General features: G+C 61.7%; 15 protein-coding genes. 8 read left to right on the forward strand and 7 right to left on the reverse strand.

Annotation, left to right across the window (positions count from 1 at the left end):
* Window positions 1-12: 12 nt before the first annotated feature.
* Window positions 13-2,202, reverse strand: a complete 2,190-nt coding sequence (locus tag JTY93_RS07410) for a patatin-like phospholipase family protein (protein ID WP_169993288.1) — start codon at window positions 2,200-2,202, stop codon at window positions 13-15.
* Window positions 2,203-2,286: 84 nt separating this feature from the next.
* On the opposite strand from JTY93_RS07410, the gene JTY93_RS07415 reads away from it, so the two are divergent.
* Window positions 2,287-2,574, forward strand: coding sequence for an Rdx family protein (locus JTY93_RS07415; RefSeq protein WP_169993285.1), 288 nt, complete (start codon window positions 2,287-2,289; stop codon window positions 2,572-2,574).
* A gap of 38 nt (window positions 2,575-2,612) precedes the next feature.
* Here the strand turns inward: JTY93_RS07415 and JTY93_RS07420 are convergent, their stop codons facing one another.
* The 3 genes from JTY93_RS07420 to JTY93_RS07430 form a co-directional block, all read right to left on the reverse strand.
* Window positions 2,613-2,894, reverse strand: a complete 282-nt coding sequence (locus JTY93_RS07420; RefSeq protein WP_029292456.1) for a hypothetical protein — start codon at window positions 2,892-2,894, stop codon at window positions 2,613-2,615.
* Between the two features lie 128 nt (window positions 2,895-3,022).
* Window positions 3,023-3,904, reverse strand: coding sequence for a DMT family transporter (locus JTY93_RS07425; protein ID WP_205477166.1), 882 nt, complete (start codon window positions 3,902-3,904; stop codon window positions 3,023-3,025).
* Window positions 3,905-3,997: 93 nt separating this feature from the next.
* The gene (locus JTY93_RS07430; RefSeq protein WP_205477167.1) at window positions 3,998-4,756 is read right to left on the reverse strand and encodes an AraC family transcriptional regulator; all 759 of its coding nucleotides are present in this window, start codon (window positions 4,754-4,756) and stop codon (window positions 3,998-4,000) included.
* A 134-nt stretch (window positions 4,757-4,890) separates the two neighbouring features.
* Between JTY93_RS07430 and JTY93_RS07435 the strand changes: the two genes are divergently transcribed.
* A complete protein-coding gene (locus JTY93_RS07435) occupies window positions 4,891-5,700 on the forward strand; it encodes a UDP-2,3-diacylglucosamine diphosphatase (protein ID WP_032857082.1) in 810 nt (269 codons plus the stop codon).
* 139 nt (window positions 5,701-5,839) lie between these two features.
* Here JTY93_RS07435 and JTY93_RS07440 read toward each other — a convergent pair whose 3' ends face one another.
* The 3 genes from JTY93_RS07440 to phhA form a co-directional block, all read right to left on the reverse strand.
* Window positions 5,840-7,039, reverse strand: coding sequence for an amino acid aminotransferase (locus JTY93_RS07440; RefSeq protein ID WP_205477168.1), 1,200 nt, complete (start codon window positions 7,037-7,039; stop codon window positions 5,840-5,842).
* On the reverse strand, window positions 7,036-7,392 hold the full coding sequence (locus JTY93_RS07445; protein WP_205477169.1) for a 4a-hydroxytetrahydrobiopterin dehydratase: 357 nt from the start codon (window positions 7,390-7,392) through the stop codon (window positions 7,036-7,038). Before JTY93_RS07445 ends, JTY93_RS07440 begins: the two co-directional genes overlap by 4 nt.
* Before the next feature lie 105 nt (window positions 7,393-7,497).
* Window positions 7,498-8,289 carry a phenylalanine 4-monooxygenase gene (gene phhA / locus JTY93_RS07450; protein WP_205477170.1) on the reverse strand — a complete coding sequence of 264 codons (792 nt, stop codon included), beginning with the start codon at window positions 8,287-8,289 and terminating at the stop codon, window positions 7,498-7,500.
* Between the two features lie 277 nt (window positions 8,290-8,566).
* Here phhA and JTY93_RS07455 point away from each other — a divergent pair, with 277 nt between their 5' ends.
* The 6 genes from JTY93_RS07455 to flgJ all read left to right on the forward strand — a co-directional run bounded on the left by JTY93_RS07455 (window position 8,567) and on the right by flgJ (window position 15,151).
* On the forward strand, window positions 8,567-10,129 hold the full coding sequence (locus tag JTY93_RS07455) for a sigma-54-dependent transcriptional regulator (RefSeq protein ID WP_205477171.1): 1,563 nt from the start codon (window positions 8,567-8,569) through the stop codon (window positions 10,127-10,129).
* A 297-nt stretch (window positions 10,130-10,426) separates the two neighbouring features.
* Window positions 10,427-11,167, forward strand: a complete 741-nt coding sequence (locus JTY93_RS07460; protein ID WP_029292474.1) for a flagellar basal-body rod protein FlgF — start codon at window positions 10,427-10,429, stop codon at window positions 11,165-11,167.
* A 67-nt stretch (window positions 11,168-11,234) separates the two neighbouring features.
* Window positions 11,235-12,020 (forward strand): flagellar basal-body rod protein FlgG, encoded by a 786-nt coding sequence (gene flgG / locus JTY93_RS07465; protein WP_205477172.1) that lies wholly within the window; start codon window positions 11,235-11,237, stop codon window positions 12,018-12,020.
* A 52-nt stretch (window positions 12,021-12,072) separates the two neighbouring features.
* Window positions 12,073-12,768 carry a flagellar basal body L-ring protein FlgH gene (gene flgH / locus JTY93_RS07470; RefSeq protein ID WP_169993266.1) on the forward strand — a complete coding sequence of 232 codons (696 nt, stop codon included), beginning with the start codon at window positions 12,073-12,075 and terminating at the stop codon, window positions 12,766-12,768.
* 27 nt (window positions 12,769-12,795) lie between these two features.
* On the forward strand, window positions 12,796-13,884 hold the full coding sequence (locus JTY93_RS07475) for a flagellar basal body P-ring protein FlgI (RefSeq protein ID WP_205477179.1): 1,089 nt from the start codon (window positions 12,796-12,798) through the stop codon (window positions 13,882-13,884).
* 10 nt (window positions 13,885-13,894) lie between these two features.
* Complete coding sequence (flgJ, locus tag JTY93_RS07480) at window positions 13,895-15,151, forward strand: flagellar assembly peptidoglycan hydrolase FlgJ (protein ID WP_205477173.1); 1,257 nt, start codon at window positions 13,895-13,897, stop codon at window positions 15,149-15,151.
* Window positions 15,152-15,153 lie beyond the last annotated feature (2 nt).

Raw genomic sequence — 15,153 nt, forward strand, 5'->3', positions numbered from 1 at the left:
GGCTAAGTGTCGTTAGAAGGTCTGGCCGAGGTTCAGGTACACCGCCTTCTGATTGTCATCATTAAACCCATAACTGAAGTTCAACGGCCCCAGCGGCGTATCGAACCCGAGGAAGATGCTCGCGGCATTGATATAGCCACTGTCGAACTCATTGTCGTTGTTCCACGCCCGCCCGCGCTCCAGGGAGGCTCCCAGGTACAGTGGGAAGTCCAGTGGCAAGTATGAGCGTGGTGTCAGGCGACGGTAGTAGACGGCACGCATCAGGCTGACGTTCTGCCCGGAAATCGCATCCTGGCGGAACCCTGACAACTGCCGCGCGCCGCCCAGCAGGAAGCTGGAAATCACCACGTCGGAATTATCCAGGGTGCGCCCGTAGCGACCGCCCAGCACCAGGGTGTCTGGGCCGTGGCTCATGGCTTTGTCCAGTTTGAATTCCCATTGCCGGTAGCGCTGGTCGGAGCCCAGGCCTGGTTCGAATTCCCGGTAGGCCAGGCCAATATCCTCGCCGGTGTGAGGGAAGTACACGTTATCCAGGGAGTCGAACGAGTACTTCAGTTCGTAGAAACCCTCGCTGAAGCTCACGCTTGGCAAGTCGCGGTCGCCAATACGCACATCGGCCTTGCCCCACGCCTCGCCGACGCCGAAGCGGATTTCGCCGCTGTTGCCGATCTGCCGACCGACGTTCAGGCCAAATCCGTAGCGCTCTAGGCGGTATTCGGAGATCGGGTCGTTATCCAGGATCAGTTCGACGTTCTGCGCCTGGGCGCTGATATAGGGGGCGACGAAATAACGTGAGCCGGTATCCATCGGCTGATAGAACTCGCTGTACAACTCCTGGCGATCACCGATCTGGACCCTGGTCAGCCATTCGGCGCCGAGGCGGTTGATGCCGTTGACCCGGTAGCTGGCGCCGAGGTTGAAAGCGCTGTCGCCGCGCATGTCATCGGACAGGTTGAGCCCCAGGCGCAGGTAATCGGTGCCGCTGCGTTTGCCACGAGCACTGATGACCAGGGTGTTGTCCGGGCCCTTTTTCACCACGCGGTATTGCACCTGCTCGAAGTAATCCAGGCCGTACAGGGTGCCCATGTCCGATTGCAGGCGGGCCAGGTTCAGGGGTTCGCCGATGGGTTGGCGGATGTAGTAGCGGATCACGTCGTCGCCGACTTTCGAGTCGTTCTCTACCTTGATCGCGGTCACTATCGGGTTGCGCTGGCCGGGCGTACGGGCGGCGGTCAGTTCGGCATCCACCGAGCCGTTGGGGCGCAGGCGTGCCAGGCGTGCATCCAGGACCCGGGTGGCGCGGTAGCCGGCGTCGATCATGTCTTTGGCGCGGCCAAAGTCCGTCACGCCATAGGCGGCCAACGGTGGCTGGATCAGCACGTCGCCGGGAAGCAGGGCCTTGAGTTGCTCCTCGGAATTTCGGCGGGTCATCAGGGTGATGGATTGGTTGAGCACATCCACCACCGTCGCCAGTTGCTTGCGGCTGCGCAATGGCGTGCCGATATCCACCACGATGGCGATATCGACCCCCATCTCACGTGCCACATCCAGGGGAATGTTATCGGTCATGCCGCCATCCACCAGCAGTCGGCCGTCCAGTTCTACTGGGGCGAACACCGCGGGGATCGACATGCTGGCGCGAATCACCTGGGGCAGGTGGCCCTTGCGAAACACCACTTTCTCGCCGCTGGTGATATCGGTGGCCACGGCGCGGAATGGAATCGGCAGCTTGTCGAAGTCGCGGGTGTTACTGCTGTGGGCGAACATGCTCTCCAGCAGCAGCGCCAGGTTCTGGCCTTGGATCACGCCCAAGGGTAGCCCGAGGCTGCCGTCGTCGCGAAAGCTCAGTTTCTGCTTGATCAGGAAGTCCCGGTCATCCTGCTTGCGCCGGAATGGCACGTCTTCCCTGGGCGGGGCATCGGACAGCGCCAGTTGCCAGTCGATGCTCAGTGCCAGCTTTTCCAGTTCGTCGATCTTGTAGCCCGACGCGTACAGCCCGCCAATCACCGCACCCATGCTGGTGCCGGCAATCGCATCGATGTGGATGCCTTGCTCTTCCAGGGCCTTGAGCACGCCGATGTGCGCCAGGCCACGGGCGGCGCCGCCGGACAACACCAGGCCGACTTTCGGGCGGGGTGCTTCCACAGCTTGGGCAAGGACAGGGAGCAGGCACAGCAACAGGCAGGACAACAGGCGGCGCATCATCAATCTCGGGGCTAGACGGCAAAGGCCGGTATTATAGCCATCCGATCCAGCTGTCTCGTCATCTCAGGAGTTCTTCATTTTATGTCCGCATCCAAGCCCGAGATTGTCATCACCTATTGCACCCAATGTCAGTGGCTGCTGCGCGCCGCGTGGCTGGCCCAGGAACTGCTGAGCACCTTTGCCGATGACCTCGGCAAAGTGGCCTTGGAGCCGGCGACCGGTGGGGCGTTTCGCATTACCTGCGACGGCGTGCAGATCTGGGAGCGCAAGGCTGATGGCGGCTTCCCGGAGGCCAAGGTGCTCAAGCAGCGGGTTCGCGACCAGATCGATCCAGAGCGTGACCTGGGGCACAACGACCGGACCTCGTAAGCGGCACTGCCGGCGCTCGGCCGGCAGTGACAGTGGGTTTACTTGGCGGCCATTTTATTTTTTATCCAGCCGACGACAAACGTCAGCACCAGGCCGCCGACACCGCCGCCGACGATATTGCTGCCCACCGCCGCGACATCCAGCGCGCCGCCAGGAGGCAGGCCGCTGATGGCCGAGACGATCTGCCCCAGCACCAGGCCGCCGACGCCGCCAACCACGGTATTGAGCCCGGAGCCCAGGCCTTGCTTGCTCAGGCCAGCCAGGTTGCCGCCAACGGCGCCACTGATGATCTGAATGATCAGGGTGATAAACATGTCCATGGTGAAACTCCTGCATAGCGTTAGGGGAGCGACCACTCGCATGCAGCAACTTCAAGGATCACGGCTGTCGTCGAGGAGTCTGTATCCGTTGAACGACAGCTGACTGTTGCGGATAGGAAAAGTATAGATCAGGCCATGGCCGATGGCTGTTTGGCCTTGACGGGGCGGCTCATCAAGCCGGAAACGACGATGGCGGCAATGATCAGCGCGCCGCCCAGCAGCATGCGCAGGGTCGGGGTTTCGCTGAACAGCAGCCAGGCCACGGTGATGCCATACACCGGCTCCATGGCGAACACCACGGCAGCGGTGCGCGCCTTGAGCACTTTAAGGCTGGCGACAAACAAACTATGGGCCAGGCCGGTACAGAACACCCCCAGCAGGCCGATCCATAGCCAGTCCAGAGCGCGTACTTCGCCCAGACCCGGGGCGGCGACGGGCAACAAACACAGGGCCACCACCACGTTTTGACAGAGGGCCGCCTGCACTGGCGGGATGCTGCCGCTGGCCCGATTGTTCAACGACAGCAGCGAGAACAACAGGCCCGAGACCACGGCCCAGATCAGGCCGCTGGTGGCCTGGCTGGCGAGATCGAAGTCCGGGGTGACCAGCACCAGGCCGATGCTGACCAGCAGCACCAGCACCATTTCATTGGCGCGAATCCGTTCGCGGAAGATCAGGCCTTCGAGGATCACCGTAAATGCCGGGAATGTGGCAAACCCCAAGGTCGCAATCGCCACGCCGGCCACTTTCACCGCAATAAAGAAGCTCACCCAGTGCCCGGCCAGCAGCAGGCCACTGAGCAGCAGGCGCCGCAGGTCGTTGCTGGAGAGTTTTTGCCACGGCGTGCTGCTGGCAAAACGTGCGAAAAGCGCCAGGGCGAGCACCGCGAAAGCGGCACGGCCAAACACGATGATGCCGGGCGATGCGGCGGCAAGCTTGCCGAAGACGCCGGTCAGGCCAAACATCAGTGCACCGATGTGCAGGGCGCCGAGGGCGGTGCGTGGAGTCATGACAGTCCTTAAAACAATAAGCAGGCAGGCATCCAGTCTAGAGCGTCGGGCGCTTGGCTGTCTGTCGTGAGAGTCGCCGGTTTTATCGCAGGACTAGCGCCCGTTGTCGAGCCGGCGCAGGGCCCCGGGCGAGTTGCCGAACTCGCGCAACACGGCCGCGGAAAACGCGCTTTGCGAGCCATAGCCGACCCGCGCGGCAATCTCGCCAATGGGCAGGTGGCTATCGCGCAATAAGCCGCGGGCCATGTGCAGGCGGCGGGTGCGGATGTAGTCCATGGGGGTCAACCCGCATTCGGCGATAAAGCGGGCGTGCAGGCGGGCGACGGACATATCTGCCAGGCGCGCCAGATCCGCGACCTGCAGCGGGTAGGCCGCGTGCTGGTCGATATGGGCGTTGAATGCGCCGTAGGGCAGGCGTCGCGCGCTGGCTTGAGCAGGCGGCTGGCCATTGAACGTAGCCAATAACAGCACCGCACCTTGCTGGGCGATCAGAGGGTCATCCAGTGCGCCGCTCGCCAGCCAGTTGACCAATTGGCCCTGGCGGGCATCCAGCGATACCCGAGCCGGTTGGTCCAGCAGGCGGCGACTGGCATCCGCGTGTTCGCCCAAAGATTGCATCACCCACTGTTCGTCGGGCACATCCAGCACCAGGCATTGGCTGCCCCGGGGGCTGCCACAGCTGTGTTGGGTGGAGAAGGGCAGAACCATCACCCCTTGTGGGCAAACTTCGCCGCCGATGCCTTCCACCTCGAAGTCCAGGCGGCCGGCCAGGCCAAACACCAGTTGCGCGTGGTCATGGCTGTGGGTGATCAGGTCATGGGTGTAGTGGCGCAGCGTGAGGGTCGGTCTCATCGCAATCTCCCGGGCAGGCCGGCAGTTTACACCGCCCGACGGGCGGCGGGCGCTGTCATCTGACTGACGCAAGACTGTCATGGGCTATTAATTGCCCGGGAGCAAGCTGGCGAAAACACCCTCGAGGTATGCCCATGACCAGCGCCGAGCTCGCCAAACCCAGTCGCAAGCAACGGGTTCGCACCCTGTGGATCTCCGACGTGCACCTGGGCACCCGGGATTGCCAGGCCGAACACTTGTCGCAGTTTCTCAAGGGCTACCACGCCGACAAGGTGTACCTGGTGGGCGATATCATCGACGGTTGGAAAATGCGCGGCGGCATGTATTGGCCCCAGGCCCATACCAACGTAATCCGCCGCCTGCTGACCATGAGCAAGCGCGGCACCGAGGTGATCTACGTCACCGGCAACCACGACGAGTTCCTGCGCCGTTATTCAAAGCTGATCCTGGGCAATATCCAGTTGGTGGACGAAGCGGTGCATGTGACCGCCGATGGCCGGCACCTGCTGGTGATCCACGGCGACCAGTTCGACGTAATCACCCGCTACCACCGCTGGCTGGCGTTTCTTGGCGATTCGGCCTACGAATTCACCCTGACCCTCAACCGCTGGCTGAACCACTGGCGGGCGCGCTACGGCTACGGCTACTGGTCGCTGTCGGCGTACCTCAAGCACAAGGTGAAGACGGCAGTGAGCTTTATCAGCGATTTCGAGGAAGCCATCGCCCATGAAGTGACCAAGCGCGAGTTGCACGGCGTGGTGTGCGGGCATATTCATCATGCGGAGATTCGCAAGGTGGGCGAGGTGGACTACCTCAATTGCGGGGATTGGGTGGAGTCGTGCACGGCGTTGATCGAGCACTGGGACGGGCATATCGAGCTGTATCGGTTGGCGGATGCCCAGGCCAAGGAGGCGCAGGTCAAGGCCGAGATGGTTGCGGGCTGAAGATCGCCTCGGTCAAAAATGTGGGAGCGGCGGTGCGACGATTCGACTTGCTCGCGAAGGCGGTGTGTCAGTCACTATATGTATCGACTGACACACCCTCATCGCGAGCAAGCCCGCTCCCACATTTGATTCGGTTTCGTCAGTTGCGGCACACGTCTGCAATGGCCTCGGCCAGCAACCCCAGCCGCGTCTCATCAATCCCGGCGACGTTGGCGCGCCCGGAGCTGACCATGTACACGCTGTGTTTTTCCCGCAGTTGTTTCACCTGTTCGGCGCTCAGGCCGGTATAGGAAAACATCCCGCGCTGCACGCCGACATGGGCAAAACGCTCGGCCAGTCCATGGGGCACCAGTGCTTCGACCAGTCCCGAGCGCAACTGCGCGATGCGCGAACGCATGCCTTCGACTTCGGTGCTCCACAGCTGTTTGAGCTCAGTGTCGCCGAGTATAGTCGCGACTACGGCGGCCCCGTGATCCGGCGGTGTCGACCACAGGTTGCGCGCAATAAACGCCAGTTGGCTGCGCACATCCAGCAGCTTCTCGGCATCGTTGGCGCACACGATCAGTGCGCCGACGCGGTCGCTGTACAAGCCGAAATTCTTCGAGCAGGAACTGGTGATCAGCACCTCAGGCAGCTCGTCGGTAAACAAGCGTACCGCCCACGCGTCCTGCTCCAGGCCGTCGCCAAAACCCTGGTAGGCGAAGTCGATCAGCGGCAGCAGGTGGCGTTCGCGCACGATCTGCAGCACCTGGCGCCAGTCGTCCTGGGACAGGTCGAAACCGGTGGGGTTGTGGCAGCAAGCGTGCAGCAGTACGACGTCGCCCTCGGGCACGGTGGCCAGGGTGGCGAGCATGGCCGTCACGTCCAGTCGGTTGTCACTGCCCACATAGGGGTAGTGGCTGACCTTGAGCCCGGCCTTGGCGAAGATGGTTTCGTGGATCGGCCACGTCGGGTTGCTCAGCCACACGCCACGGCCTGGCAGGCTGTGGGCGATGAAGTCGGCGCTCAGGCGCAGGGCGCCGGTGCCACCCGGGGTTTGCGTGGCGCCAGCACGTTGTGCCTTGAGCAGTGCCGAATCGGCGCCTAGCACCAGCTCACTGACCAGCCGGCCAAAAGCCGGGTCGCCATGCCCGCCGATATAGGTCTTGGTGGTTTGCTGCTCGACCAGGCGTTGCTCGGCGCGCTTTACCGCCTGCAGGATCGGGGTCAGGCCCTGGGCATCCTTATAGACACCCACGCCGAGGTCGAATTTTTGCGGGTTGGCGTCCTTGGCATAGGACTCCATCAGGCCCAGGATCGGATCACCCGGCACCCGGCCAATTGCGGCGAAATGCATCACTTGCGGCCCTCGGCACCCTTGGCCACTTCGTCGGTGCGCGCGGCCATGATGAAGTCGTTGCGGTGCAGGCCTTTGATCGAGTGGCTCCACCAGGTCACGGTGACTTTGCCCCACTCGGTCAGCAGACCTGGGTGGTGGCCTTCAGCCTCGGAGATTTCGCCCACCGCGTTGGTAAAGGCCAGGGCAAATTTGAAGTTCTTGAACAGGAATACTTTTTCCAACTGCATCACGCCGTCGCGCACTTCGATGTTCCAGTCGGGGATCTGCTTGATCAACACCGGCAGTTCTTCGTCGCTGACTTGTGGGGCATCGGCGCGGCAGGCTTCGCAATGGGCTTGGTTCAAGGTGGTCATAAAGGTGTTCCTGAAATCGAGTATGTGGAATTCGGTTGCCAGTGGCGTCACCCTAAAGCAACGCGCGGCCAGGGAACAGACTCACCTGGCCTTTAAAGCATCAGTTCAAGCCGCCTTGGGCTTGGGTGGGAACAGCGGCGCGTGCAGACCCAGCTGCATACCACGCTCGACCATGCCCATGATGTCTTCCTGCGCCACTTCAAACAGGCGCTTGAGGTTGGGCAGGGCGAAGTAGAGCGGCTGCAGAATGTCGATGCGATAAGGGGTGCGCATGGCTTCCAGCGGGTCGAAGGCTTGGTGCTTGGGCTCATCCGAGAGGCAGTACACCGTCTCTTTGGGTGACGACAGAATGCCGCCACCATAGATGCGTCGGCCTTCAGGGGTGTCCACCAGGCCGAACTCGATAGTCATCCAGTACAGGCGTGCCAGGTAAACGCGCTGCTCCTTGGTGGCGGCGAGGCCGAGCTTGCCGTAGGTGTGGGTGAATTCGGCGAACCAAGGGTTGGTCAGCAGTGGGCAGTGGCCGAAAATCTCGTGGAAAATATCCGGTTCTTGCAGGTAATCCAGCTCTTCACGGGTACGAATAAAGGTCGCTACCGGAAACTGCTTGTTGGCGAGCAATTCAAAGAAGGTCTGGAAGGGGATCAGCGCCGGCACTCGCACCACTTGCCAGCCGGTGGTTTCGGCTAGCACTTTGTTGATTTGGGCCAGTTGCGGAATACGGTCGTGGGGCAGGCCGAGCTTGTCGATGCCGTCCAGGTATTCCTGGCAGGCGCGACCCTCGATCACTTTCAGTTGGCGAGTGATCAGGGTGTTCCACACCGCATGTTCTTCGGGCGGGTAGTGGATAAAACCTTGCGCATCGGGCTCGCGGGCCACGTAGTGCGTCTGCTTCATACGGCTCTCCTGCTAGGCATTCGTTCTTGTTATGTCCTGCTATGGCCTTATTGATACTCCGCCTGGCGGTGGATTCCACCTGTCATTAGGGTAGGGCTGTAGGAAAATTCACTGATTATCGTAAAATATTCGTTACGGATTAGGCGTGGCGCACGCTGCATTGTGATTTTCGGATGGGAAAAGGTCGTTGACTGTCACATAATCTTGACGACTATCTGCGTCCGGCGACAAAAAGACGCAGCCCGATCAGCTCTCCTACAACAAACCGGGCCTTTACATGCGTATCAAAGTGCATTGCCAGAACCGCATCGGCATCCTGCGGGACATCCTCAACCTGCTGGTGGAGTACGGCGTCAACGTGGCCAAGGGCGAGGTCGGTGGCGAGCATGGCAATGCCATTTACCTGTACTGCCCGAACCTGGTGAACATGCAGTTCCAGGCCCTGCGCCCGCAGTTCGAGGCCATCGCCGGGGTATTTGGCGTCAAACGGGTAGGGCTGATGCCCAGCGAGCGTCGGCATATGGAGCTCAACGCCTTGCTCGGAGCGTTGGAATTCCCGGTGCTGTCCATCGACATGGGCGGCTCGATCGTCGCGGCCAACCGCGCTGCGGCGCAGTTGCTCGGGGTGCGGGTGGACGAAGTGCCGGGCATTCCCTTGTCGCGCTACGCCGAGGACTTCGACCTGCCGGAACTGGTGCGCGCCAGCAAGTCGCGGATCAATGGCCTGCGGGTCAAGGTCAAGGGTGACGTGTTCCTGGCCGATATCGCCCCGCTGCAATCCTCAGAGCATGACGACAGCGAAGCCATGGCCGGCGCGGTTTTGACCTTGCACCGCGCCGACCGCGTCGGTGAGCGTATCTACAATGTGCGCAAGCAGGAGTTGCGGGGCTTCGACAGCATTTTCCAAAGTTCCAAAGTGATGGCCGCGGTGGTGCGTGAAGCGCGGCGCATGGCGCCCCTCGACGCCCCTCTATTAATAGAAGGTGAAACCGGCACCGGCAAGGAACTGCTGGCCCGCGCCTGTCACCTGGCCAGCCCGCGCGGGCAGTCTCCGTTGATGGCGCTTAATTGCGCGGGCTTGCCGGAGTCGATGGCCGAGACCGAGCTGTTCGGTTACGGTCCTGGCGCATTTGAAGGGGCGCGGGCGGAGGGCAAGCTTGGGCTGTTGGAGCTGACGGCGGGCGGTACGTTGTTTCTCGATGGCGTGGGCGAAATGAGCGCGCGCTTGCAAGTGAAATTGCTGCGCTTTCTGCAGGACGGCTGCTTCCGCCGTGTAGGCAGTGATGAAGAGGTCTATCTGGATGTGCGAGTGATCTGCGCGACCCAGGTGGATTTGTCGGAACTGTGTGCCCGGGGGGAGTTTCGCCAGGACCTGTATCACCGGCTCAACGTGTTATCGCTGCATATCCCGCCGCTGCGCGAATGCCTCGACGGTTTACCGCCGCTGGTCGAGCACTTTATCGACCAGGCCAGCCGCCTGATTGGCTGCCCGCTGCCCAAGCTGGCGCCGACGGCCATGGAGCGGCTCAGTCACTACCATTGGCCGGGTAACGTGCGGCAGTTGGAAAACGTGCTGTTCCAGGCGGTGTCGTTGTGTGAGGGCGGGACGGTCAAGGCTGAGCATATTCGCCTGCCGGACTACGGCGTGCGCCAGCCCCTTGGCGATTTCTCCCTTGAGGGCGGCCTGGACGAGATTGTCGGGCGGTTTGAAAAGGCGGTGCTGGAGAGCCTGTATGCCGAGCATCCCAGCAGTCGGTTGTTGGGTAAGCGCCTGGGTGTGTCCCACACCACCATCGCCAACAAATTGCGCGATTACGCAGTGCTCAAGGCCGACAAATAAGCCCCTGACACAACACGGTAGAAAATGTGGGAGCGGCGGTGCGACGATTCGACTTGCTCGCTCCCACACAAGCCCACTCCCCATTGAATTTGTATAGCTGCCAAGACCGGTGCTTGCCGCAAGCGGCAGAACTCCGCCGTTTTTCCGACTCGTCCTGTCCCTGCAATAATCCTTGATACACCCCAACCCCTTGCCCCACCTGGCTTTCCCCAACTTTTAAAAAGTTGGTGCGCAAATTGCTAAAGACTCCTCAGTACATCGGTGGGCGGCAAACGTCCGTCAGTAAGAGGAATGAGCGTGGACAAGTACCTTTATGTGGCAATGACCGGCGCCAGCCAGAATGCACTGGCGCAAAAGGCCCATGCCAACAACCTGGCGAACATTTCCACCAACGGTTTTCAGCGTGACCTGGAGCAGGCCCGCTCGATGCCGGTGTTTGGTGACAGCTTTCCGGCGCGGGCGTTTGCCTTGACCGAACGCCCTGGCACTGATTTTTCCCCTGGCTCGATGGTCGAGACCGGTCGTGACCTGGACGTTGCCGTCGGCGGTGATGGCTGGATCGCGGTGCAAACCCCCGATGGCGGCGAAGCCTACGTGCGTACCGCCAGCATGAATATCGATGCGCTCGGCGTCCTGCGGGCCGGCAACGGCATGCCGATCATGGGCAATGGCGGGCCGATTTCCGTGCCGCCCGAGCAGAAGGTCGAAATCGGCGAAGACGGCACCATCAGTATCCGCGCCATGGGCGAAGGCCCGCGGGTGATGGCTGAAGTGGACCGCATCAAGCTGGTCAAACCGGACTTGGCCAATATGACCAAGGGCCTGGACGGCGCGATCCACACCAAGGACGGCCAGCCGGCGGTGGCCGATGCCAGCGTCAAGGTGAATTCGGGCTTTTTGCAGTCGAGCAACGTCAATGCCGTCGAAGAAATGACCGCAGTGCTGGCCCTGTCCAAGCAGTTCGAATTGCACGTGAAAATGATGAACAGCGCCAAAGAAGACGACCAGGCCATGACCCGCGTCATGCAGATGAGCTGATTGCAGCGCCACTGACTACCAATTTCGTAACGCGGCGCCAACAAACAGGCGCACGAAGGAGAACAGCATGCTTCCGGCTCTATGGGTTGCCAAAACCGGTCTGTCCGCCCAGGACACCAACCTGACCGTTATTTCCAACAACCTGGCGAACGTTTCGACCACGGGCTTCAAACGTGATCGCGCCGAGTTCCAGGACCTGCTCTATCAGATCAAGCGCCAGCCGGGTGCGCAGTCGACCCAGGACAGCGAATTGCCGTCGGGCCTGCAAGTGGGTACGGGTGTGTCCATCGTCGGCACCCAGAAGAACTTCACCGCCGGTAACCTGCAACAGACCGGGCAGCCGCTGGACATGGCGATCAATGGCCGTGGTTTCTTCCAGATACTGCAACCGGATGGCACTACTTCCTACACCCGTGACGGCACCTTCCACCTGGACTCCAATGGCCAGGTCGTGACCGCCAACGGCTTTGCCCTGGAACCGGCGATTGTCGTGCCCAACGATGCCCAGACCTTCACGGTCGGCGCCGACGGCACCGTGTCCGTCACTATCGCCGGCAACCCGGCGTCGCAAGTGATCGGCAACCTGCAGACCGCCGACTTCATCAACCCGGCCGGCCTGCAAGCCACCGGCAACAACCTGTTCCTGGAAACCGCCGCCAGCGGCGCGCCGCAAGTCGGCACCCCGGGCCTCAACGGGTTTGGCACCACCCTGCAAAACACCCTGGAAACCTCCAACGTCAGCACCGTGGAAGAGATGGTCAACATGATCACCACCCAGCGTGCCTACGAGATGAACTCCAAGGTGATTTCCACCGCCGACCAGATGCTTTCGTTCGTTACGCAGAATCTGTAATCCAGTCTATGGGGCGCTCATAAGGCGCCTGCAACACCGTGAGGTAAGGGTCATGAGTCGCTTTGTTTCTGTTCTGGCATTGAGTGGGATTGCCGTGCTCGCGGGCTGTGTCGCCCCGACGCCAAAACCCAATGACCCGTACTACGCGCCAGTGTTGCCGCGCACGCCGCTGCCTGCCGCCGCCAACAACGGTTCGATCTACCAGGCCGGCTTCGAACAGAACCTGTACAGCGACCGCAAGGCGTTCCGCGTCGGTGACATCATCACCATCACCCTTAACGAGCGCACCACGGCGAGCAAGAACGCCAACTCCCAGGTGGCCAAAAACAGCAAGACCGGCATCGGCCTGACCTCGCTGTTTGGTGGTGGCTTGAACACCAATAACCCCCTGGGCAGCGGTGACTTGAGCCTGGACGTGGGCTACAGCGGCGACCGTGCCACCAACGGCAGCAGCAAGGCCGGGCAGGGTAACAGCCTGGTGGGTTCGATCACCGTGACGGTGGCCGATGTACTGCCCAACGGCATCATCGCCATACGCGGCGAGAAGTGGATGACCCTCAACACCGGTGACGAGCTGGTGCGCATTGCCGGCATGGTGCGGGCGGACGATATCGCCACCGACAACACCGTGCCGTCTACGCGGATTGCCGACGCACGCATTACCTATTCGGGTACGGGTTCGTTTGCCGACGCCAGTCAGCCAGGTTGGTTTGACCGTTTCTTCCTTAGCCCGCTGTTCCCTTTCTAGGTGATCACTTTGAATCTCAAACAGCTGATGGCAGCGGTGTTGTTGCTCTCCCTGAGCGTCGCTGCCCAGGCCGAACGCCTGAAGGACATCGCCAGTATTTCCGGGGTGCGCAGCAACCAGTTGATTGGCTACGGCCTGGTGGTGGGGCTCAACGGTACGGGCGACCAGACCACCCAGACCCCGTTCACCTTGCAGACCTTCAATAACATGCTCTCGCAGTTCGGGATCAAGGTGCCGGCAGGCTCGGGCAACGTGCAGTTGAAAAACGTCGCGGCGGTGTCGATCAGTGCGGATCTGCCAGCGTTCTCCAAGCCTGGGCAGGTGGTGGACATCACCGTGTCGTCCATCGGTAACTCCAAAAGCCTGCGCGGCGGCACCTTGCTGATGACGCCGCTCAAAGGTATCGACGGCAACGTCTACGCCATCGCCCAGGGCAACCTGGTGGTGGGCGGGTTTGATGCTGAAGGTCGCGACGGTTCGAAGATCACCGTCAACGTGCCATCGGCCGGGCGGATTCCTGGCGGCGCTACGGTGGAACGCACCGTTCCCAGCGGGTTCAACCAGGGCAACAGCCTGACCCTGAACCTCAACCGTTCGGACTTCACCACCGCCAAGCGTGTGGTGGACAAAATCAACGACATGCTCGGCCCAGGCGTGGCCCAGGCCATCGACGGCGGTTCGATCCGTGTGACCGCGCCGCTGGACCCGAGCCAGCGTGTGGACTACCTGTCGATCCTGGAAAACCTTGAGGTTGATCCGGGCCAGGCGGTGGCCAAGGTCATCATCAACTCGCGTACCGGCACCATCGTGATCGGCCAGAACGTCAAGGTGTCGCCAGCGGCCGTGACCCACGGCAGCCTGACCGTGACCATTACCGAAGACCCGATTGTCAGCCAGCCAGGGCCGTTGTCCGGTGGCCAGACCGCCGTGGTCCCGCGTTCGCGGGTCAATGCCCAGCAAGAAGCCAAGCCGATGTTCAAGTTCGGCCCCGGCACCACCCTGGATGAAATCGTGCGTGCGGTGAACCAGGTGGGCGCGGCGCCCGGCGACTTGATGGCGATCCTTGAAGCCCTGAAACAGGCCGGCGCCTTGCAAGCCGACCTGATCGTGATTTGAGGTCGTGGCCATGGACATGCGCAAGAGCGGTATCGCCAGCACGGCAGACTCGGGGTCTTACTCGGACCTGAACCGGCTTAACCAGCTCAAGTTCGGCGACAAGAACAGCGACGGCAACATGCGCAAGGTGGCGCAGGAGTTCGAGTCGCTGTTTCTCAACGAGATGCTCAAATCCATGCGCTCGGCCACCGATGCCCTGGGCAAGGACAACCCGCTGAACACCCCGGCGGCCAAGCAGTATCAGGAAATGTACGACCAGCAACTGGCGGTCTCGCTGTCCCGCGAGGGCGGCGGTATCGGCCTGGCGGACGTGCTGTTGCGCCAGATGCAAAAGAACAAGCCGGTGGAAGGGCAGGCCTCGACCTTGCAGGGCCCGGACGCGGTAGAGAAGAAAGTCGACGTTCCGACGCCGATTGCCGCTGGCACCCAGGCGGTTGGCCCGCTGGGTCGTTCCAATGGCCAGCGCGCGCTGTGGGCGGCGCGGGTCGAGGTGGCGCCGCGGGCCGATGACGGCACCCTGCGCAATGACATGGCCCTGATGAATCAGCGGCGCATTGCCTTGCCAAGCAAACTCACCGATCGCTTGCTGGCCGGTATCGTGCCGGGTGTCGAGGCGACGGGCGCTGCCAAGTCGGCGCCATTGCGCAACAGTGCCGCCGAAGATGGCGTGATCAACGGTGCGGCGCGCACCTTTGCCGCCCGCGATTCGCGCATGCAGATTTATGGCCGTGCCGTGGCCCAGCCACCGCTGGCTCCAGCGAAAAAAGCCTTCAGTTCCCAAGACGAGTTTGTCGCCACCATGCTGCCGATGGCCAAGCAGGCGGCCGAGCGTATTGGTATCGACCCACGCTACCTGGTGGCCCAGGCCGCCCTGGAAACCGGTTGGGGCAAATCGGTGATGCGCCAGCAAGACGGCAGCAGCAGCCACAACCTGTTTGGCATCAAGGCAGGCCAAAGTTGGCAGGGCGCCCAGGCGCGGGCGATCACCAGCGAGTTTCGCAATGGCGAGATGGTCAAGGAAACGGCGCAGTTCCGTTCCTACGACTCTTACCAGGACAGCTTCCACGACCTCGTGACCTTGTTGCAAAGCAATGAAAGATATCAAGAAGTCCTGAAGTCGGCCGATAACCCGGAACAGTTTGTACGCGAGTTGCAAAAAGCCGGTTATGCAACGGATCCGGCGTACGCCAGCAAGATTTCGCAGATCGCCAAAACCATGAACAGCTATCAAAACTACGCTGCCGCTGGCGCATCCACTCATTTATAAGG

Origin of the sequence: Pseudomonas hygromyciniae (genome assembly GCF_016925675.1) — a bacterium.
Lineage (GTDB): Bacteria > Pseudomonadota > Gammaproteobacteria > Pseudomonadales > Pseudomonadaceae > Aquipseudomonas > Aquipseudomonas hygromyciniae.

Excerpts from the sequence above, each read along its gene's own strand:
- JTY93_RS07415 (WP_169993285.1), top strand. The coding sequence starts at position 2,287 with ATGTCCGCATCCAAGCCCGAGATTGTCATCACCTATTGCACCCAATGT.
- JTY93_RS07475 (WP_205477179.1), top strand. The coding sequence starts at position 12,796 with ATGGCAGCGGTGTTGTTGCTCTCCCTGAGCGTCGCTGCCCAGGCCGAA.
- JTY93_RS07410 (WP_169993288.1), bottom strand. The coding sequence starts at position 2,202 with ATGCGCCGCCTGTTGTCCTGCCTGTTGCTGTGCCTGCTCCCTGTCCTT.
- JTY93_RS07430 (WP_205477167.1), bottom strand. The coding sequence starts at position 4,756 with ATGAGACCGACCCTCACGCTGCGCCACTACACCCATGACCTGATCACC.
- JTY93_RS07455 (WP_205477171.1), top strand. The coding sequence starts at position 8,567 with ATGCGTATCAAAGTGCATTGCCAGAACCGCATCGGCATCCTGCGGGAC.
- flgJ (WP_205477173.1), top strand. The coding sequence starts at position 13,895 with ATGGACATGCGCAAGAGCGGTATCGCCAGCACGGCAGACTCGGGGTCT.
- JTY93_RS07445 (WP_205477169.1), bottom strand. The coding sequence starts at position 7,392 with ATGACCACCTTGAACCAAGCCCATTGCGAAGCCTGCCGCGCCGATGCC.
- JTY93_RS07425 (WP_205477166.1), bottom strand. The coding sequence starts at position 3,904 with ATGACTCCACGCACCGCCCTCGGCGCCCTGCACATCGGTGCACTGATG.
- phhA (WP_205477170.1), bottom strand. The coding sequence starts at position 8,289 with ATGAAGCAGACGCACTACGTGGCCCGCGAGCCCGATGCGCAAGGTTTT.
- flgH (WP_169993266.1), top strand. The coding sequence starts at position 12,073 with ATGAGTCGCTTTGTTTCTGTTCTGGCATTGAGTGGGATTGCCGTGCTC.
- JTY93_RS07435 (WP_032857082.1), top strand. The coding sequence starts at position 4,891 with ATGACCAGCGCCGAGCTCGCCAAACCCAGTCGCAAGCAACGGGTTCGC.
- JTY93_RS07420 (WP_029292456.1), bottom strand. The coding sequence starts at position 2,894 with ATGGACATGTTTATCACCCTGATCATTCAGATCATCAGTGGCGCCGTT.
- flgG (WP_205477172.1), top strand. The coding sequence starts at position 11,235 with ATGCTTCCGGCTCTATGGGTTGCCAAAACCGGTCTGTCCGCCCAGGAC.